This is a genomic window from Reichenbachiella sp. MSK19-1 (assembly GCF_003590315.1).
GTDB classification, from domain to species: Bacteria; Bacteroidota; Bacteroidia; order Cytophagales; family Cyclobacteriaceae; genus Reichenbachiella; species Reichenbachiella agariperforans.
In genome coordinates this window covers 78411-100192 of sequence record NZ_MIER01000016.1, presented here as the reverse complement: position 1 = coordinate 100192, position 21782 = coordinate 78411, and the positions used below count along the sequence as shown (strand labels likewise).

The 21782-nt window shown below is 44.1% G+C and carries 11 protein-coding genes and 1 tRNA gene; 8 read left to right on the top strand and 4 right to left on the bottom strand.

The window, feature by feature from the left end; all coding sequences use genetic code 11:
- The first annotated feature begins 60 nt into the window (after positions 1–60).
- From BGP76_RS13140 to BGP76_RS13125, 4 genes are read left to right on the top strand one after another with little or no spacing between them, the layout of a single operon-like run.
- Positions 61–795, top strand: coding sequence for a hypothetical protein (locus BGP76_RS13140; RefSeq protein WP_073123908.1), 735 nt, complete (start codon positions 61–63; stop codon positions 793–795).
- Entirely contained in the window at positions 795–1208 is a 414-nt protein-coding gene (gene ruvX, locus BGP76_RS13135; protein WP_119845045.1) for a Holliday junction resolvase RuvX, read from the top strand. Before BGP76_RS13140 ends, ruvX begins: the two co-directional genes overlap by 1 nt.
- Positions 1205–1771, top strand: a complete 567-nt coding sequence (def, locus tag BGP76_RS13130) for a peptide deformylase (RefSeq protein ID WP_073123912.1) — start codon at positions 1205–1207, stop codon at positions 1769–1771. Before ruvX ends, def begins: the two co-directional genes overlap by 4 nt.
- A gap of 4 nt (positions 1772–1775) precedes the next feature.
- Complete coding sequence (locus tag BGP76_RS13125) at positions 1776–2570, top strand: amidohydrolase (RefSeq protein WP_119845044.1); 795 nt, start codon at positions 1776–1778, stop codon at positions 2568–2570.
- A gap of 3 nt (positions 2571–2573) precedes the next feature.
- On the opposite strand, the gene BGP76_RS13120 is transcribed toward BGP76_RS13125, so the two are convergent.
- On the bottom strand, positions 2574–4697 hold the full coding sequence (locus BGP76_RS13120; RefSeq protein ID WP_119845043.1) for a T9SS type A sorting domain-containing protein: 2124 nt from the start codon (positions 4695–4697) through the stop codon (positions 2574–2576).
- A 99-nt stretch (positions 4698–4796) separates the two neighbouring features.
- Between BGP76_RS13120 and murF the strand changes: the two genes are divergently transcribed.
- The 3 genes from murF to BGP76_RS13105 all read left to right on the top strand — a co-directional run bounded on the left by murF (position 4797) and on the right by BGP76_RS13105 (position 6892).
- Positions 4797–6071 (top strand): UDP-N-acetylmuramoyl-tripeptide--D-alanyl-D-alanine ligase, encoded by a 1275-nt coding sequence (murF, locus tag BGP76_RS13115; RefSeq protein WP_119845042.1) that lies wholly within the window; start codon positions 4797–4799, stop codon positions 6069–6071.
- Positions 6062–6718: a DUF2461 domain-containing protein gene (locus BGP76_RS13110; protein ID WP_119845041.1), complete on the top strand. Its 657-nt coding sequence runs from the start codon at positions 6062–6064 to the stop codon at positions 6716–6718. The genes murF and BGP76_RS13110 overlap by 10 nt, the downstream gene beginning before the upstream one ends.
- A 99-nt stretch (positions 6719–6817) precedes the next feature.
- Positions 6818–6892, top strand: a tRNA-Val gene (locus BGP76_RS13105).
- A gap of 452 nt (positions 6893–7344) precedes the next feature.
- On the opposite strand, the gene BGP76_RS13100 is transcribed toward BGP76_RS13105, so the two are convergent.
- Positions 7345–7713: a LytTR family DNA-binding domain-containing protein gene (locus BGP76_RS13100; RefSeq protein ID WP_119845040.1), complete on the bottom strand. Its 369-nt coding sequence runs from the start codon at positions 7711–7713 to the stop codon at positions 7345–7347.
- Positions 7714–7803: 90 nt separating this feature from the next.
- On the opposite strand from BGP76_RS13100, the gene BGP76_RS13095 reads away from it, so the two are divergent.
- Positions 7804–8940, top strand: a complete 1137-nt coding sequence (locus BGP76_RS13095) for a cysteine desulfurase family protein (RefSeq protein ID WP_073123924.1) — start codon at positions 7804–7806, stop codon at positions 8938–8940.
- 6 nt (positions 8941–8946) lie between these two features.
- On the opposite strand, the gene hemH is transcribed toward BGP76_RS13095, so the two are convergent.
- Entirely contained in the window at positions 8947–9951 is a 1005-nt protein-coding gene (hemH, locus tag BGP76_RS13090; RefSeq protein WP_119845039.1) for a ferrochelatase, read from the bottom strand.
- A gap of 297 nt (positions 9952–10248) precedes the next feature.
- Positions 10249–21738, bottom strand: coding sequence for a cadherin domain-containing protein (locus BGP76_RS13085; protein ID WP_147407470.1), 11490 nt, complete (start codon positions 21736–21738; stop codon positions 10249–10251).
- Between the last annotated feature and the right edge of the window lie 44 nt (positions 21739–21782).

Sequence of the window (21782 nt, the reverse complement as noted above, 5' to 3'; positions counted from 1 at the left end):
TTAATTGCTCCTCGCTTTCTGATTTTTTATCTTTGGTAGACGCTATTACTCAATAACCCTATGGAGAACAAATCAATAGAAAGCTTAATCAACGAGAATTTTGTCTATGCCAAAGTGCTGGATTTTTTTGGGGTTGAGTTTTATGAATCCAGAAACAAAACCTTGAAAGAGGTGTGTGCTGAACACAATCTCTCCTCGGAGCAATTGTCTGCCGTGCTAGAAAACAGCAGAAGCGAACGGGCGATGGATTTTTTAGCTTTAAGAAAATGTCCAGTAGAGTTGGTGATCGCTTATCTTAAGCATTCACATCAGGTATTTATCAAAGATGCGCTACCCTTTCTGCTCAAGACTGTCAACCGACTCAATGGAGGAACGACTTCTGTATTAAAGGAAGATTTGAAAATGATCTTACCGATGTTTGTAGAGGATTTTATCAAACATATCTACGAAGAGGAGGATAAGTTTTTTGCGTACATTCTCGATCTTGATAGCTACTTAACCGAACCGAATTCTCGTAACCCACTCTTGGATCGAGATGATTTTTCTATTCAAGAATTTGCACTCCACCACCACGACTCTGACGATGAGATGGCGGGTATTCGTGGGATTACCAATAGCTATAGCTTGGTAGATTTGCAGGATGTCCAGCTCAAGGTTATCCTGCAGGAGCTGAAGGCCTTTGATGACAAGCTACAGGTGCATGCGCGTATAGAGAACGATATTTTGTTTCCAAAAGCCATGGAACTAGAGAAAAGGGCTAAGGCACTTTTCAGAACCAAAGTAATCCAAAACTAATGGGGAGAGTGCTCGCCATAGACTATGGCAAAAAGAGAACAGGGCTAGCAGTGACCGACCCATTGCAGATCATCGCATCACCTTTAGATACTGTGCCAACATATCAGGCGCTGGACTACTTAGCCAAGTATCACGAGACCGAGGGGATTGAGACGATTGTGATCGGGATGCCCAAGGATTTGATGAATAAGGATACAGATAGTACCGCATCTGTAAGGCATTTTATAACTTTGCTCCAGAAAAAATTTCCAACGCACCAAATTCATACCGTTGACGAGCGTTTTACCAGCAAGATGGCTAAAAAAGCGATGCTAGATGGCGGGATGAAAAAAAGTGACCGAAGGAAAAAAGAGAACGTCGACAAATTGAGTGCGACGATTATTTTACAGTCGTTTTTAGAGTCTAGTATATGATTTATCCGATCGTGGTATATGGAGATCCTGTTTTGAAGAAAGAAGCTCAGGATATAGAAGAAGGAAGTATTGATGTAAAGAAGCTCGCTGAGGATATGTTCGAGACCATGGCGAGTGCCAGTGGGATCGGTCTAGCAGCACCACAGATTGGTATGTCGATACGTATGTTCGTCGTGGATGGTAGCCCCCTAGACGATGAGGAGGGTGAAGAGGATATGTCCGACTTTCGAAAAGTATTCATCAACCCAGAGATACTCTGGGAAGATGGAGAGGAATGGGTTTTTACCGAAGGCTGTTTGAGTATCCCTGGCATACGCGAAGATGTGAGCCGACCAGAACGTCTGCGAATCAACTATCTAGACGAGAATTTCAAAGAACACGAAGAGGAATTTGACGGGATGAAAGCCCGTATTATTCAGCACGAGTACGACCATATTGAAGGAGTCTTGTTCACGGATTACCTGACGCCTTTTAAAAAGCGCATTCTCAAAGGAAAACTCGCCAACATCACCAAGGGTAAGTGTGATGCAGATTATAAAATAAAACTCCCTAAGAAAAAGTAGTAAAATGAAGGACCTCAAGATTGCCATCATACAAGCAGAACTCCACTGGGAAAATGCCGATGGGAATCTGGCGATGTTCGAGGAGAAAATCTGGACTATCCATGAGGAGGTAGATTTGATTTTGCTCCCTGAGATGTTCAGTACGGGGTTTTCTATGAACCCCGCAGAGCTCGCTGAGGTGTCAGGCCTCAAGACGCAAAAGTGGATGCTACAGATGGCTGTCCAGCGCGATGCATTAGTTGGAGGTAGCTACATCGTGCGTCAAGGGGAGCACTTTTACAACCGTTTTGTATTTGCTTTTCCTGACGGTACGATTCAGTTCTATGACAAACGGCACTTGTTTTCGTTGGCCAAGGAGGAGGATTACTTCACTGCAGGACAGGAGCGTCTGGTAGTGACTTATAAAGGCTGGCGTATATGTCCGATGGTATGCTATGATTTGCGTTTTCCAGTATGGGCACGTAATCATGTGACGCTGGACGGAGACTATGGCTATGACCTGCTGTTATATGTCGCCAACTGGCCCAAAGTACGGATTAAGGCTTGGGACACCTTGCTGCCTGCACGTGCGATCGAGAATCTGGCGTATGTGGCAGGCGTCAACCGGACAGGCTTGGATGGTAACGAGCATCTATATGATGGGCACAGTGCAGTGTATGATGCACTAGGAGAGCAGATGACACGTCCCCTGATAGGTGAAGAAGGGATACTAATCCAAAAAGTAGATAAACTGGCTCTGGATATGGTACGACAAAAGTTTGCTTTCTTGCGTGATGCGGATGCGTTTGATATCCGTTAAAACTCAATCAACAATAATTTTCTGAGAAGCTTTAGCATTTCCAGACTGGATGTAGGCGATGTAAACCCCCTTCCTTAGTGTAGAGAAGTCTAAGGTCTGAGGTTGTCCAGCTCGTAAGGACACGCCTTTGAGAACGAGATGTCCAGCGGTGGTGAGGAGGTAGAGCGTAGCATCTTGGTTTGAGCGAAATGTTGCTTGACGATCCGCTCCAGTAGGGTTAGGGTAGGCGAGCAATGTTAGGTCTGGTGCATCTGAAGAGGAGGCTTGATATAGCCATAGCCCCCCTTGTATGCTACCTGCTGCGACGACTGTTTTGCCGAAAAGCTGACCGATTATAGGTTTGGTGTAGCGACCTAGTCGGGTGGTGTGCCGAGAGGTATTGGGTTCGTATTGCACTTGCAGGCTGTAGGGCTGGCCTAGCTGGTTTGGGAAGTCGTTGTACACCGTCATTTGGCCTGAACGGTCGGTGGTCAGTAGGTCGTTCGAGCCGTTACTGTCCAAGTCTCCTATAGTTATCGATAGATTGGTAGGTGCGCCCTTTTCTGCATCGAGTAGATTAAAGGTCTCGATGACGAAGTTCATTTCGCCAGTGTTGCGGTAGTAGTCTAGCTCGCCATAGCTCCGAGCGATAAGTGCATCGAGTATTCCATCATCGTCCATATCGTATAGCAATACGTCATCACCCGAGGTGTAGCTAATGGTGATTTCTGTCAGCTGGCTTAGATTAAAAGTCATCTCTTCGCCACTGCCTAGATTGAGTAGGTAGTGCATTTTGTTTCTAAACCTTTCGTCTACAGACGTAAATACCAAGTCGAGTCTATGGTCACCGTTGATGTCTACGAATTGTGGTTTGATGTCGGTGTGTCCCAAACTCCCAAGCCCAAACTGATCCGAGTTATGGAATGAAAAACTGCCATCGGCTTGACCGAGGTATATCGTTAGCGTGCTGACGTATTGGTCATGGAGCAATGAGCCTTTGTTGCCAAGTACGAGATCGTTGATGCCGTCTCCATTGATGTCTGCGATGCTGGGATAGGCCCATTCACCTACGTCTATCATTTCCTGTTGTAGGAATGCTCGTGAGCTAGTAAAACTATTAGCGCCTTGATTGGGATAAACCAAACTGGATTGTTGGAAGTTGATATTCCGCTGGGAGTTGTCTCTCACATTTGGAGAGATGAGCAGATCTTTTTGACCATCAAAGGTCACGTCCTCGTAGAAGCTTGCTGGAAAAAGTGTAAAATCGAGTGGTTCGTTTTCGGAGGGGAAATCAGGAGAGAAGGAGTTGAAAAGTGCCATTCCGCTATTGCCTTGGTTGGCTAGATAGTTGAGTTCTGGACAATCTTCTTCACTGATGATTAAGTCCATTAGCCCGTCTTGGTTTTGGTCTATAGAGAGTATGGCTTTTCCGGCGAGGTGTTTGAGCCGACCGCCAGCCGAGCAGTCACCTGCGAACTGATAGTTGTCACAGTCGCATACCTGAAGTCCCCCATAGTTGTCAGAGGCATGGGTGTAGATCAGATCACATGTCTTATTGAGATCCATGGAGAGATTTTCATGAAAGTCGATGGTGATACCCGTCGCAAAGTCGAATACCAGAATGTCTATATCTCCGTCACCATCTAGGTCTTCTATAGATGGGATATCCGTAGTGTTGAGAAAGATGTTGATGGGATTGGTGTTGATATTGGTGAGTAGTGGGTTGGCGACTTCTTCCCAGCTAATGGAGAAGTCATCCGAGGTGTTTTGATAGACATGAATACCGAGTTGCGAGGAGGTGAATAGGTCTTTACGTCCATCGCAGTTATAATCTTTGAGTATCATCCAGTTTTGAATCCCTGACGGAAACAGATGTTCGAACTCGGGGTGGTATGTATAGTGGTCTTGTTGGTTTTCGTAGCAGTTGATTTTGTCCGACGATCGATCAAAAACAATCAAATCCAGGTCTCCATCATGATCCAAATCCATCGTTTGATATTGGGCACTATTGATGCCGCCAGCGAAGGGGAAATGGATTTGTTCCTGATGGTAGACGACAGGTGTGTAGGGAGAAAGCGTGGTTTGTGCTTTGGTCGCCCCGTGGAGGGTGAGCGTAGATAATATGACTATTTTTAGAAGACTTTTCATCTTAGCGTGTTGATACCTCCATTATACGCCAATACTTTGGATTGTTTATTGAATGACCCATAAATAAATTTTACCTTACGACGGCAAAAGACAAAAATATTGAAAGAATTCATTTCTAGTTTATACGATAAGTTTTTAAGCAGTACTGGTGTAAATACCGATACACGATCTATTGAAAAGGGACAGCTCTTTTTTGCCCTCCGTGGCGACAATTTTGATGGAAACCAATACGCACAGCAAGCCATAGCATCCGGAGCTTCTTATGCTGTGGTCGATGACCCTGCTATAGTGAAGGATGACCGCTGTATTTTGGTGGATAGTGTGCTACAGTCTCTACAGTTGCTCGCTAATCATCACCGCAGACAATTTACCTTTCCCTTCCTAGCGATCACAGGGTCTAACGGCAAAACGACAACCAAAGAACTGACTGCACGCGTACTCGGTGAGCGATACAAAGTGCACTATACTAGGGGTAATCTTAACAATCATATCGGGGTGCCGCTGACCTTATTAGGGATCAATAGTGAGGTCGATTTTGCGATCATCGAGATGGGAGCGAATCACCTTGGAGATATTTCGTTGCTCTGCCGTATCGCAGAGCCGACGCATGGTCTGATTACCAATATAGGTACGGCACATATCGGAGAGTTTGGCGGGCGAGACAATATCATTCGAGCCAAAAGTGAACTGTTCGATTACTTACGAAAGACAGATGGGCTCCCCTTCATCAACAAGCTAGATTCTGTACTGGTCAATATGTCCAAGCGTTTTGAAAAATCGGTTGATTATCCGAACGACAGTTGTAAGCTGATCGAAGCAAAACCCTATGTAAACTATCTCGATGACCAAGATCACGAGCATAGTACGGAAATCATAGGTGAGTATAATTATATGAATATAGCGGCAGCTGTCACGGTTGCAAAGCATTTTGAAGTGGACTATCCGTATAATGCCATAGATACCTACCAACCAGATAACAATCGATCACAGATCGTGGAAATCGGTTCCAATACGATCATTCTGGATGCCTATAATGCAAATCCAGATTCTATGAAGGCTGCATTGAGAAATCTCGCAAATATGAATGTGGGAAAGAAAATAGCCATGCTCGGTGAGATGAAGGAACTCGGAGACTATACGATGGTAGAGCATGAGCGTATCGTCTCTGAAGCGGAGGAGTTAGGGATTAAGAATCTTTACTTAGTCGGAAATGAGTTTAAGAAAGCTTCTGAGTTTGTGCATGTATTGCTCGACGTGGATAGACTCATAGATTATCTAAGGGAAGATAAAATCTCGGGAGCTACAGTTTTGATCAAAGGATCAAGGAGTATGCAAATGGAACGCCTCATTCAAAACAAAGAGATATGGGATTGAAACCAGTTGTAGATTTTTTGAAGGAGCTCAGCAAGAATAATAATAAGGAATGGTTTGATGAGCACCGCACAGCCTATCAAGGTCACCGTGTGGAGTTCTTGGGCTTAGTCCAGGTGCTCATTGACGGTATCGCGATGTTCGATCCATCGCTCACAGGAGTAGATCCCAAAAAATGTGTTTTCCGAATCAATCGAGACATTCGTTTTAGCAAAGATAAGACGCCATATAAAACCAATTTTGGCGCACTGATGGGAGGTCAAGGAAAAAAATCTGAAGGGACAGGGTTTTATGTGCACTTGGCACCAGGACATAATTTCGTAGGAGGAGGGATGTATAAGCCTCTGCCTGATATGCTAGCGAAGATACGGCAAGAGATAGATTATAATCCTAAGGATTTAATGGCTGTGATAGATACGGAGGATTTCAAATCCACCTTTGGCAAGATTCAAGGTGAGCAACTCAAGACAGCCCCAAAAGGCTATCCAAAGGATCATCCTTTTATCGATCTACTTCGGTACAAAAGTTTCTATGTGCTTAAAGAGTTTTCGGATGAGGAGGTAGCTGCTCAAGGTTTTGTAGAGGAGGCACTAGTCGTGTGTCAAAAGGCCGCCAAGTTCAATGAATTCCTACGAAATGCAATTAATTGAAAATTTATCCTCGTAATGTTTGCAATAATGAATTTGGTTTCTATTTTTGCACTCCCAAATCAACGGATTTAGGAACAAGTAGTGAAAAAATACACACTTGGGCGCTTAGCTCAGCTGGTTCAGAGCACCTCGTTTACACCGAGGGGGTCGGGGGTTCGAATCCCTCAGCGCCCACACTAAGACAGTCATTTACGGCTGTCTTTTTTTGTGTCTATACTTTTCGTGTTATGTAAAATACGGATCAATCCGTATTTCTGGGGAGAGATCGAGGATTACTTCGTGATTCAAGATTCATTATTGTTTTTCGTGAATAACCAGCTACTATGAGCCTTTGAGGTAATATGTAAATGATTGGAGTAATGATTATTGAATGCTCAATGTCGAATATTGATTCCTACCCCTAGGAATACGGAGTGATCCAGCTTCACCAAAATGACCTCATCAGAAAACCTTAACTTTTACTCTTGTGAATGGCTAAAAACCTGTCAGGTTTAGGGCTCCTCTCATTCGTTGAAGCGACGAGGGGCTTATCGATCTGTATCCGGTTGATAGATTCCTCCAAGAAATTACTTTTGGCGATTGTGTCGGATTGTTTTCGCTTCTGTGTTGGGGTCAGCTTTTAGGGATCACCTCTTAGCAATTGCATTAAATAGCGTGTCGGTGAATTGCTCTGTACCTTTGAGTGGTTTGGTGATGAAGGCGTCTACGCCGTGTTTTGCGGCGGTGTCTGCGTGCTCCCAGTGTGAGGTGATCATGATCACGATAGGGTTGTAATCTAGCGCGTCTATGAACGTGAACCCATTGATCTCGGGTAGGTCTATGTCTATAAAAATGATGTCAGGCTTGGATTGATCGACTTCATTAAGGGCAAGCATAGGGTTGGTGAAGATGGCTTCCAGTTTTAGGAAGTCAAGATTTTTGATGTACTTGGAAAGGATTTCCAGAAATAGTCTGTCATCGTCTATACAGACACAACTATAGGTTTCTTTTTTCATAGCTTTTTGGCAAGCGTGATTTGTTGATGAAATAAAAGTCTAAGTTGTGATTTGCGCGAAGATAAGTTAAATGCTCCTTATTTTTGTCCGATGAAAGTATATCTCGATAATTCTGCTACTACACCTGTTGATCCTGAAGTTTTGGAAGAAATGATGCCCTATTTTTCCGAAATTTTTGGGAATCCCTCCTCTATACATGCGCATGGTAGAGCGGCACGTTCTGTGGTAGAGCGGTCACGTAAAAAGATAGCAGAATTGCTCAACACTTCGCCCGCAGAGATATTTTTCACCTCTGGTGGCACAGAGGCTGACAACATGGTGTTGCGATCCGCTGTAGAGACGCTAGGGCTGCAGGTGGTTATCACGTCGGTACTAGAGCATCATGCGGTCTTGCATACTCTGGAAGCAATGGAGCGACAGGGTGTGATCTGCGTGAGGTATGTTCGATTGCTCGATGGAGGAGCACTTGATGTGGAGCACCTTGAGGTGTTGCTACAGGAAAATCCTGGTGCAATGGTGTCGCTCATGCATGCCAACAATGAGCTGGGTAATCTAAATGATGTCTTGGCTATTGCAGGGTTGTCTAAAGCGTATGGTGCTTTATACCACAGCGATACGGTGCAGGCGATGGGGAAATATGTTCATTCGCTAGCGGATAGTCAACTTGATTTCGTGGTAGGGTCTGGTCATAAGTTCCATGGGCCTAAGGGGGTTGGTTTTGTGTATATTAATCATGAGACGAAAATTCACCCTTTTGTCTATGGCGGTGCGCAGGAACGAAATATGCGCGGAGGTACAGAGAATCTAGCGGGTATAGTAGGAATAGCTAAGGCTCTGGAGATATCCTACAGAGATATGGCAACTAACCGTACGCATATAGAGGGGTTAAAAAGGCTCATGATCACGGAATTGAATGAGAAAGTGAAGGGGGTATCCTACAATGGTCTTTCGGCCGATATGGATAGGAGCCTGTATTCTGTTCTCAATATTGGTGTACCAGAGTCCGAAGAGAACGATATGCTGCTTTTTAATTTAGACATCAAGGGGATCTCCGTCTCTGGCGGTAGCGCTTGTGCGAGTGGTTCGAGCATTGGTTCTCATGTGTTGGAGGCGATACACTCTGACCCTATGCGTGGAGCGATTCGTTTTTCGCTCTCCAAATATACGACACGAGAAGAAGTGATCTACGCTGTAGATTCTTTGGCTGAGATTGTTAATAATCGCTAAGGGTCATTAATCTCTTGCCATATCAGTTACACAGTCGATCCAGGTCTCTTCTACGTTGAGACTGGGTACTAAATCCCACTGTTGTCCGCCTGCTGCGATGAATTCTTCTTGGTAGGTCTCTCCTACCTCTAGTGTAGTTTCTAGGCAGTCCGCCACGAATGCGGGAGAGAAAACCAGAACCTTTTTGATTCCGTTTTTTGCGAGTTCTTGGAGGTGAACATCCGTGTAGGGTTGTATCCACGGAGTTTTTCCTAATCGGGATTGAAAAGTAGTGGCAATTCGGTCAGCTGGGATATTTAGTTTTTGGGCTAATAATCTGGTGGTTTCGAAGCATTGCGCGCGGTAGCAGTATCTATTGGCATCACCAAAATGTTCACAACAGCTTCCAAGTTGACATTTCTTGATTTCAGCTTTCATGATCTGTCGTTCGGGTAGTCCGTGGTAGCTGAATAGGAAATGATCATAATCCGTAGTAGCCATGAATTTTTGCGCATTAGCGACGATGGTGTCTAGGAATTTTTCATTCTCGATGAACTGACTCACAAAGTCAAGCTTAGGAATGACTTGCCAGTTTGAAACAACTCGCATGACCTCTTCTATCACAGACCCCGTACTGGCAGAGGCGTATTGTGGAAACAGTGGAATGATTTTGAGAGAAGAAACGTTAGTTTTTTTGAGAGAAGCAAGTGCCGAGGCTATGGAGGGAGACTGGTAGCGCATTGCTAGCTCTACTTGATAGTTGTTCCCTAGTTTGTCTTGTACAAGATCTCTTAAATCTTCGCTGTAGAATTTGAGAGGAGAGCCACGGTCTTCCCAGAGTCTTTGGTATTCTTTGGCGGATTTGGGTCCACGAAATGGTGCAATGATCAAATTGATCAAAAACCATCTGGATATATATGGTATATCGATGACCCGTCCGTCCATGAGAAATTCACGCAAATACTTTCTGACATTAGGAACACTAGGGCTATCTGGTGTGCCGAGGTTGACCAACAAAACTCCTTTTTTCATAGACTGCAAATCTACAGTGTCTGTGGTAAATGTACCGAGGAGTAGGGGGATAAAAAAAGCTCCAGAACGGGAATTCTGGAGCCAGCAGCATTTGAGAAAAATTAATTATTATGTACTTGCTAAATAACGCTTGTCTGATTTTATCATCCTGCCATATGTCTTTATAATCATGACAAAGTGATGGTTTTGGGATGATATTTTTTCGAGTATTGATTTTTTACACCAATTCTAAGAGGGGATAAATAAGGAGCGGCTCTCACCGCTCCCTGAAGATAGTTTTGAAACCTTATACCTAGGCTATCTTCGTATCACTAATCTAGTTGTTGTAGTTATATCTTGGTTTGTGATTTTCATGAGGTAGACACCCGATTGGAGGCTATGTACTGATAGCCGCTGATCTTCCATGATTATTTCAGTCATGATGTGTGTTCCTCGAAGGTTGAAAACTTGAATCTGGGCTTCATTTGATTGTATTCCGCTTACACTGACCCAATCCGTAGCGGGGTTAGGGTAGTACTGAATCTTGACCTCAGGGGCAACAGCTGTCACGGTAGATTCTTCAGTCACGTCAAAGCTAATAACTGACTCTGCGGAGTGGTAGTTGTCATCTCCTGCTTGACTAACCGTGACAGTCACAGTTCCTGCTATTCCATCCAAAGTAATCGAAGCATCGTTGATGGTTGCTGGACCACTGACAGCATAGCTTAGGGTCAAACCTGATGTAGTACTTGCTACTATCTCTACGGGTTCTCCATCGGTGGTTTGATTTTCGATTGCTTCTATGGTGATGACCTGATCAGCTTTCTCAACGGTGAATGTTTGTGTGACTTGACTCGCTGCGTTGAAAGTTTCATCTCCCGACTGATCTGCTGCGATGACTATTTCACCTGCTCCCGTGATGGTCACGGTACTGCCTGCGATAGTCGCTGGCCCACTTACTACGCTGAAGGTAACATCTAAGCTAGAACTGGCCGTAGCGTTTAGATCAAAATCAGCATCCCCGAAGACTTTGTCGGCCAGTGCGCCGAAAGAGATCGTTTGATCTGTTTTGTCAGGATCGGTGACGTTAAAAGTCACTTGCTCACTAGCAGCGTTGTAATTGTCATCTCCAGCTTGACTGACCGTGACTGTCACCAGTCCAGCAGTTCCAGTCAGGGTAACTGTAGTGCCTGAAAGTGTTGCAGAGCCAGATACTTGGTAGGTCAAGCTGAGCCCAGAGGTAGTACTTGCTACTATCTCTAGGGGTTCTCCACCGGTGGTTTGATTTTCGATTGCTTCTATGGTGATTACCTGATCAGCTTTCTCAACGGTGAATGTTTGTGTGACTTGACTCGCTGCGTTGAAAGTTTCATCTCCCGACTGATTTGCTGCGATGACTATTTTACCTGCTCCCGTGATGGTCACGGTGTTTCCTGCGATAGTCGCTGGCCCACTTACTACGCTGAAGGTAACATCTAAGCTAGAACTGGCCGAAGCGTTTAGATCAAAATCAGCATCTCCGAAGACTTTGTCGGCCAGTGCGTCGAAAGAGATCGTTTGATCTGTTTTTTCTACTGTGATGATAAATGTATCACTCACTGATTCGCCATCGCTATCCTCCACTGTCACCGTGATAGTAGATATCCCGACGTTTCCTTCAGTGATTTGCAGTACATTGTTGTTGGATACTGCTACCGTTACCACTTCCGTATCGCTGCTACTGACGCTATAATTCAAAAGATCTCCATCCACATCTGTGAAGACGTCATTTAGGTCAATATCTATCGTTGCAAAACCTGCAGCCTGTGTTAGGTCTGCTAATGCATTGGTGAGAGTAGGCGCTGCATTGTCTTCTAGATCATTGATCGTGATCGTAAAAACTTGCTGATACGTTCCCCCATTATTATCGTCTACCTGTAGACGAATCGAATAACTGGTTTTGGTTTCGAAATCAAATACTTCGTTAGACCTCAAATGAAGACCATTGACGGAGAATGAGGCATTGTCTGTATCTCCATCACCTGCTACCAAGCTGTAGGTTGGTTCATCGTACAAGTTCACATCTGTTCTACTCATTAGCGCGATGATCGTACCGACGGGGAGATTTTCATCTATGGACATATTATCCAGCATGATTGCGGTTGGTGCTGCTTGGGCTACAAAATTCACCGTGAAGTTGAACGTAGCATCGGTCGTTCCACCATTGCCATCATCAGCTGTGACAGTAATCACCGCCGTGCCTAAGCCTACTTCGGACACGGTTAAAATACCATCTTCATCAATAGCAGTTGTAACGATCATTTCGTCACTGCTAGATACTGTTAGTATGATATTATCACCATCCACATCTGTGAAAGCGCCTGACAAATCTCTGGTGGAGAGGTCAAACCCATTGATATCCGTATGATCAGCGATTACATCCACCAGAGCAGGAGGCGTGTTCGCAATACTAACGGTCACCACCCAATCCTGTGTCGTGACACCATTCTCAGCAGTTACAGTATAGGTAAAAGAGTTTGTGAAATCCTGTGCGCCATCTGGTGTGATCATAGCACCGTCTGATAGGGTAATCGTTGGTGTAAGGTTGGATATCTCAGTGTCTGGCTCTACTTCTATACTGATGGAATGATTGCCCGCATTGATAGTTGCGGCATCTGATTGCTCGTCTAGAACGAAGCTCACTATGTCCGACGCACTGTTAGGAGCCTCCGACAGGGTCACAACCCATTCCTCTGTAAATGTTGGCTCCTCTGCAGTGACTGTGTAGGTCACTGGAGTGCTAAAATCCTGTGCACCGAGAGGAGAAATATCCGCCCCTGCTGATACTGTGATCGTGGGTATCAAACTCGTCATATCAGTACCATAGGCAACTTCTAGAGATATGGTATTGGTCTCATTATCGACGACAGCAGTACCCGTTTGTTCTAGCAATACAAAAGTCAGGATATTTGTATCCGTGGATTCTGCCTCATCATCTATCGAGATGGTAAAGGTTCTTTCTAAAGAGTACCCATTGCCATCATCAGTACTGACTCGAATAGCATAGGAGCTTTTTACCTCGTAGTTGAAACTTTCGGTCGTGAAGATTTCGTCATCAATGACTTCAAAAGAACTGTTGTCATCGCTACCTGTACCCGTCACCAGTTCATACGTGAAACTCCCGGACAAATCTTCTCCAGCCGTTGATAAAGCACCTACTAGCGTGCCTGCGTCAGCATTTTCTACGACAGTAGTATTATCCAAATCGATAGAGGTGATAGATGCAGCTAGGTCATTGACAGAAATCGTAAATGATTCTTCATAAATCCCACCATTACCGTCATTTGTCTGTACGAGAATTGAATAGCTGGTTTGTGATTCATAATCTAAAACCTCGGTAGTCACTAATTGATCTCCGGAGATTGCAAATGAGGCATTGCCTTCATCGCCTGTACCTGAGACCAAGGTGTAGGTATGGGTTTGCCCTTCGTCTTCGTCGGTCGTACTGAAGGAGCCAATCACAGTACCTACTGGGTTGCTTTCATTAATCTCCAAGCTAGACAACTCCAGATCAGTGGGTGTTTCATTCACATCGTTGATGTTGATGATGAACTGTTCGACGTATAGCCCACCGTTTCCATCATCGGTTTGCACTCTGATCGAATAGGCACTTTTCGTTTCGTGATCAAATATGGTATTGGCTTGCAGCTCATTGCCGTCAATGGTGAAAGAAGCATTGTCTGCGTCTCCTGTACCACTAGCCAGTGTGTAGGTGTGACTATCTGCGAAACTTGCATCTACTGTAGATAAAGTGCCAACCAAATCACTGACGGCATTATTTTCGTCAATAGTAGACTCAGAGATCGATATGTCGGTAGGGCTGGCCAGAGCCTCCGTTACGCTTACAGTTATAGCATTAGAAGTCGCGTCCTCTGCTGTGACGGTATAGACTACTGGAGAAGTAAAGTCTTGTTCAATGCCACTCTCTGGAGAAACCGTCGCACCGTCCGACACGGTGACCGTAGGAGTCAAAGCAGATATATCTGTACCTGCGACCACCTCTATGGACACTGTGCTGCCCTCACCATTGTCAATGGTCGCTGCGCCTGTTTGCTCTGAAAGAGTAAACGACAATATTTCGTCATCTGAATTGGCTAGAAAATCGATTCCTGCATTGATGCTATGATTCGTCGCATTTGCGACTTCAGATGCCTCATAGTTAGTAAAAGCTGCATCGGTAAAGTTAAAAATCAAGTTGCTGAGATCGTCGGTATCTTTGTGATCAACCGCACTGCCAGTCAATGTCACAGTAGCTGTATAACCATCCGAAGAGACAGACATTAAAGACGTCAGCCCTGTAGGTAAATTCGTAATACTGTAGGCAGTCAACACCCCACCAGGGTTGGTAAAAGTGTCGTCGGTCAGAGATATACTAAGTTCACCTTCGACAGCTCCGTTATTTACACCCGTTTCGGTGAATCCTCCAAAATCCATTTCAAACTGATGAATGCTAGCCCCAGTACCTTCATTAATATCAATTATAAAAACGCGACTGCCATCGGGTTGAATCGCAATACTATGGGCATAGTCAATTTCACCATCTATCTCTAAAGGTGTACCATTGATCGCAATACCATTTGATATATCGAATGGTGTATTGAGAATATAGCTTACCGCATATCCACTCGACAGCATAAGAAAATAACGCCCATCAGGAGAAATTACTCCACCTGAGAGCCCCTCTAGCTCAGGTTCATAAGTCGCCTCGAAGGTGGCATTGGTAAGGTCAAATGGTGTAGAAAGACCAAACTGATGTATACCATCTCCCATTAGGTACATTTTCGTGCCATCAGGACTCATTGTCATCGCTGATCCACTGCTGTAAGTGTTTACACCCAAAGAGTTGCCACTATAAGTGGCTCCTGTTGTGATCTCGAAAGGAGTGCTTAGGTTATACTCATAGATGACATAGCTGTCATCACCCAGTACGTACATTTTTGAACCATCTTCAGAAAAAACGATGTCTTCTGGGTGTTCATCTTCCATGCTCACATCAAACGACCCATTAAAACTAACCCCAGAGGTAATTTGATAAGGAATGGACAGGCTGTACTGATGAATAGCTGAGTTATCTCCACCTGCGGTGAACATTTTTGTTCCGTCATGGCTAAATACAATTCCAGCAGGGTAGGTTTCTTCACTATACACATCTAGTGGGTTACCCGCATTCGTGGCGTATTCCATATTCAAGCCATTGCCATAAAAAAGCATAGGATGGTTGTCTCTAAAATCAACTGACCGACCGCTAGAGCCTGCTACAGCATTAGCTACTACGGAAGCGTCATTACCGACAAATGCCGAATTATTGAAGGTAAATTGAAGGTCATCCACATCATGTATATCCTGATGATGTTCACTTTTATCTGTCAGTGTCAAAGTAGCAGATAACCCATCTTCAGCTACATCCAATGTAGCTGTTAAACCTGTCGGAAGGTTGTCGATCGTATAGTCAGAACCATACGTCAAAATACTTCCTGCTGAAGTGAATCGCTCATCATCGATCTCTATAAATAGAGAGCCAGCCACATCTCCATCATTTTTGTCCACTTCCATAAATCCATCGACTGGCAATGCCAACTGCAAGATTTCTTGGTTATTGGCCAGTACCCAAAGGAATTTTCCGTTTGGACTGATGCGCGCATCTCCGGCATGGTTGGTCAATTCAAACAGACTTTTACCACCGATGCTCGTCACGCCGCTGCTCAGGTCATTTGCGATATTCATTTGATATTGCCGAATCGACGTTTGTCCTGGATACGAAGTGTTGATCAGATAAATCTCTCTGCCATTGTCCGAAAGCAAAATCCCGGCATAATTGTATCCAGGGACACTGTACGAAACGTCATCATAGTCTACAGTACCTGTCAGGTCAAAAGGTGTTTCTAACGTGTACTCATATATTTTATCCGTATGCGACCCGATCATGTACATTTTTTTGCCATCACGGCTAAAGGTGATACCACTTGGCTGAACATCGTTGCCCATATCGTATGACCCCTCGTAACTCACACCACCAGACAGGTCAAAAGGTGTAGTCAAGTGATATTGAAGTATGTCGTCGGAGCTGATCTGTACATACATTTTGACTCCATCGTGACTAAAATCAACATCCCCAGGCGATACCCCTTCATTAGAAACATCAAAGGATACAGAAGCATATGCTGCTCCATCTGATAGGTCAAAAGGCGTGGTGAGATCATACTGATAAATGGCATTTTCTTCCCAGCTGGAAACAAATATCTTCATGCCATCCTGACTGACGGCAAAGCTAGATCCTGCATTCTCGTTAGCGACACTGAATTTGGCTACCTGGTTCCAGTTAAACTGCTCAGTAAAGTCAAGTTTGTTGCCATACATGATCCTGCGATCATTTTCATCAAAGTCAATTTTTCCTCCTGAACCGTGTGCTGTCGAATTGAAAACTACATCTGCGTCATAGGTAGTAAAGGCAGAATTTTCGAATGTAAAGATAAGGTCATCCATATCATCTGTATCCTGATGATGAGTAGCTGTACCGCTGAATGTGAGTGTTGCATTCAAGCCATTGGCTGCCACTGAAAGGTTTGGTATTAATCCATCAGGAATATCTGCGATCGTATAATCTTCCCCTTCAGTAAGTGTACCTCCTGCATTGGTAAATGTGTCATTCATTATATGAAGACCCATTGCCCCCGTTAGTTCTCCTTCATTTTGATAGGTTTCTGAAAAAATCCGGGCATTATAGTTAATGGTAGCATTGTCCAGAAAATCAAAATCCAGTAGAAACGCAAGTGTTGAATTTTGGATACTAGCTGCATCACCCGAGTCAAAAGACCCATCTAGCAGCGACAAGCTGATTTCGGCTGTAAGATCATCAGCATCCTGATGTGCTTCAGCATTGCCAGTCACAGTCAATGTAATCGACAATCCATCGGCTGCAACATTCAATGCTTCTGATAGTCCTGCAGGCAGTCCGCTCAGTGTATAGTCTGTACCAGCTTCTAAGACATCACCAGCCTTGGCAAATGCTTCGCCATTGATTTGAATCTCAAACGACCCAGAAACTTCCCCATTATTGGCCGCTAATTCACTAAATACTGCCTTGTGCATGCTTTCATACTGGAGAATTACATCACCTACCCCTCCAGATACCAAAAATTTCGTACCATCACTGCTAATGACAAAACCTAGTGGGGCAGAGTCATCCGGTCGGACATAGATACTCTCACTCGTACTTTCGGCTGTGGTTATATCAAACCCTTGGGAAAGATTGAACTGATAAATCACATCTGAGTTACTATTGATAATAAATAACTCCTCCCCACTGGGGGAAAACCTAGGGGAATAATTACCAGCAGAGACTGTTCCCGTTAGCGTTACCGTGCCTGTGATGTCAAACGGTGTTTCCAAAGCATATTGTTTCAGTGTGGAGCTCGACAAAGAGGTCGTGTACATCTGAGTCCCGTCTACACTGAAGGTGAGCCCAACACCTTGTGTGACAGCATATTCTCCCTCATGCGTCACGGTACTGTTGATGTCAAATGCTGTAGAGAGATCAAACTGATGGATTTTGTCACTGGCATAGCCGATGATGAACATCGTATGTCCATCGGTACTAAAGGCGATATCAAAGGCTCCAGTTTCATATTCAGATATGTCCAAAGGCGCACCATCCAATACGGCACCTTCGGCGATTTCATAAGGTGTAGTCAGCGTATATTGATTGACCGTTGCATTAGTAGAGGCTAACATAAACAACTTGGTGCCATCTGGGTTAAATGCTAAGCCTGATGGATTGGAGGCTTGTTCTGACACGTCAAAAGTCGTTTCGTTCACTGCCATATTAGTTACCTGAAAACCATTGTCTGCATAAATTACTCCTTCGATTTCTCTGAAGGTGATACCACACCCACTACTGGCGCTTGCGGCATTTGTTACATTACTTGCGTCACCATTACCGAAGGCACTGTTGCTAAACGTGAATACCAAATCGGACACATTATCTGTTTTTTCGTTATCGGTTGCTTTCCCTGCAAAAGTTAAAAGAGCAGACCAACCATCTGCTGCTACGGTGAGCACTGGCGTCAATCCAGCGGGTATAGGGCTGATTGTATAGTCATCGCCATAGCTAAGTGTTTCTCCAGCATTGTTGAAAGAATCATCAGTAACAGTCACTGTGAACTCTCCGAGCACCGAACCGTCGTCCGCATAGGATTCGTTAAAGCTGGTGAAGGTTTCGTTTTCATAAGTAATAGATGCTGTACCGTCTCTGAAATCTATGTCGATACCTGAATTAGCAGATGTAGTATTTAGTATAGCTGAGGCATCACCACCCGAAAATGCCGAATTATTAAAAGTAAATATCAAGCTACTGATGTCATCTGAGTCTGAATTATTGGTGGCATTACCCGTAAATGAAAGTGTTGCACTCGTCCCACTGTTAGCTACCTCTAATACAGGTGTCAGACCGGCTGGTAGGTTAGCAATCGTGTAGTCACTACCGTGAGCAAGTGTGCTTCCCTGATTGGTAAAAGTTTCTCCTTTCAATAAAAAACCCTGAACGGTAGTCAATATCGACCCATTGTTAGAGTTACTTTCTACAAAACCAGCACTGACCAGTTCATATTGTGTCACTTGATCACCCCACCCCGTCATAAACAATCTGTTGCCTGCAGGTGAAAACACCATGCCTTGTGCCTGGCTATGTATAGGTTCAGTACTGAAAATATTTTCTCCCTTTATCATGGTTGAAGTCAAATCAAAAGCACTGCTCAAAAAGTAAGTCTCTAGTTGATTGTCTCCAGTCAATACCACAAGATTTTTTCCATCTGCACTAAGATCAAAATCATATATGTTGCCCAATTCCACAGTCGAGTGAACAAATGTTGTCGTGGAGGTAATGTCGTAAGCACTTGTCAATTGATATTTGTGGATTTTCATGCTAGTGACCCCTCCTATATACATCGTCATGCCATCATCACTAAATTTCATGCTGTATGGGTTGATTTCTTGAGCAGTGGCATTAAATGACCCTTCGGGCGTGACAGTAGAGGTAATGTCAAAATTGACCGAAAGGCCAAACTGATGTACCTGTCGAGAACCTGTGCCTAATACAAATAACTTTGACCCATCGTCATTGAAAGTCATAGTTCGTGGGTAAGAATCCCCACTGGTTATTGATCCTTCGTGTGTTAAACCAGCTCTGAGGTCATACGCCGACACTAACCCATATTGGTTGATTAAGTCTCCCTCGCTACCAATCACAAATAACTTTAATCCATCATGGCTGAACACCAGGTCATTGGCATAATTCTCCTCATCACCTATGTAGTGTGATGTCTGAATAGTAGCACCTCCTGTTAGGTCAAAAATAGATCCATATGTGAGTGAGCCTCCATCATCGATAAAATCAACCCCAATGCCACTATTGGCACTGATAGCATTGGTTACAATAGATGCATCATCTAGTTCGAAAGCTTGATCAGCGAAAGTAAAAACAAGCGCCTCCAGGTCGTTGATGTTTTGGTGATTCGTAGCTTTACCCGAAAAAGTAACAATACCAGACTGACCATCAGCAGCCACAGAAAAGGAAGGAGTTAGTCCAGCGGGGAGATTATCAATGGTATAGTCAGCACCGTGGGTAAGGCTTCCTCCTGCATAACTGAATTGATCGTCTGATATTTTGATTGAAAATGAACCAATCAGACTACCATCGCTTGATCCATCACCTGCTACCGCTTCTATAAGTATTTGAGGGTTCGAAATCTGAAAGTGATTTACCACCTCGTCGTAATATCCCACGGTAAACAAGGAACTACCCGTCGCATTGAAACAGAATCCATTTGGAAAGGCGTCAACCGCTCCCATATAAAAAGTATTAGTGACAAAAGTTACACCTTCTGTAATGTCAAATGGCCTCTCTAATGAATAAATATTGATATCTCTACCTGCTCCGCCTAAGATATACATTTCAGTACCTGTACCGTTGAATGCTATATCCATAGGGTTGTAATCTTCGGACAATACACTGAATGGACTCTCGTCAAATGTCACACCAGTCGTAAGATCAAATGCGTTGGACAATGAGTACTGATTGACTTCATCTCCACTAGTCCCCACTATAAACATCTTGGTGCCATCGGGGCTAAAAGTCACACCTGTGGCTGCCCCCTCCTGTGAAGCCACTAAATGAGTGACGGTATGCGAAACAGTTCCCGTCAAATCCCATGGCGAATTGACGCTGTATTGATTTACAGCTCCTCCATGGTCTATAACGAACATTCTAGTTCCATCGGGGCTAAAAGTAATATCATGGGGCGCATTGACCTGACTAGAAACATCCATGGCAATATCCAAACTATATCCAGCTCTGGGGGCGAATGGTTTGGCTAATGAATATTGATTTACTTTATCAGCTGCATCACCCGTAATGTACATTTTTAGTCCATTGGTGCTAAATGTCACGCCACGTGCATCGGGCTCTTCAGAAGAGATGCTGTAAGACCCAAGTAGTTGGGGGACAGCCGCATCAAGGTTGAAGCCATCACCATATGCAACCACTGGCCTGTTTTGTTTAAAATCAATTGATATACCACTACTGGCAGATATAGCATTCTCTACTGCCGAAGCATCTCCACCAGTAAAAGCAGAATTGGCAAATGTGAAGAGCAAACTGGACACATCATCAGCGTCTTGGTGTGATATGCTAGTTCCCGTTAAGGTCAGTTCGGCTGATAAACCATCCGCTGCTACAGTCAATACTGGTGTCAAGCCTTTGGGTATGCCTGACACTCCATAATCAGTTTTGTATATCAATGTACCACCAGCATGGGTGAATGTATCTCCACTGATATGAATTTTAGCGGAGTTTTCAATACCACCTTTGTTATCTCCATTTTCGTTAAAGATGCCCGGATTGAGGTCATACTGAGAAATATCTTTGCCGTTATTGCCTAGTACCATCAGTGCAGTCCCTTGCTTGTTGAACAAAACCCCTCTTGAAGTGAGCTCCTCTCCAGATATATCTACTTCAAAATTCGTCTTCGTAAAACCATCGGTGATGTCATAAGGGGTGTTCATGATATATTCACATACCACGTCCTGATTGGGAGTGACCGAATACAATTTGGTGCCATCAGTATTAAATGCTATTCCCATGCTTTGATAGGCCCAGCCATAGGGAGTTCCTGGACCATCTGATATGACGTTTGTACTTATATCGAAAGGGTTGGCTAGAGAATACTGATGAGAGGCATAAGGGGAGCCTGAGGTCGTTACGTACATGATCATACCATCTGGTTTGAATGTTAAATCAGTAAGTGCTGAAAGCCCAGTATCATAAGATACTTCGTCATACTCGACTGTTGAGGACAAGTCAAATGCTGTACTCACAGAATACTGGTAAATAACACCGAGATTGTCCAAGACAAACATCTTTTCACCAGTGGCATTAAAGGCTATACCAGCTTGAAGAGCCAACTCATCTGATAGGTCTACTTCAGCCTCATCGTATGACCCGCCACCAGAGATTTCGTAAGGGGTTTCCAATGAATACTGAAATATAGACGTGCCGTACTCTACAACATACAGCTTGGTACCATCGGCACTCATGGTCATATTATTTGGCTGAATCATCTGTCCGATGACCGAAAAATTGTCATTATAAGTCGCTCCATTCGAAAGGTCAAACGATGAATTATAAGAAATCGACTGTGCCTGAGACTGATCGATTGCCATGAGGCTAATCATCATCAGACACCATAAATGGATAAGGTTAAGTGAATTTTTCATGGTATAAGATTTAAGTTTCAATACCGTGAAATTCTTCACTTCCT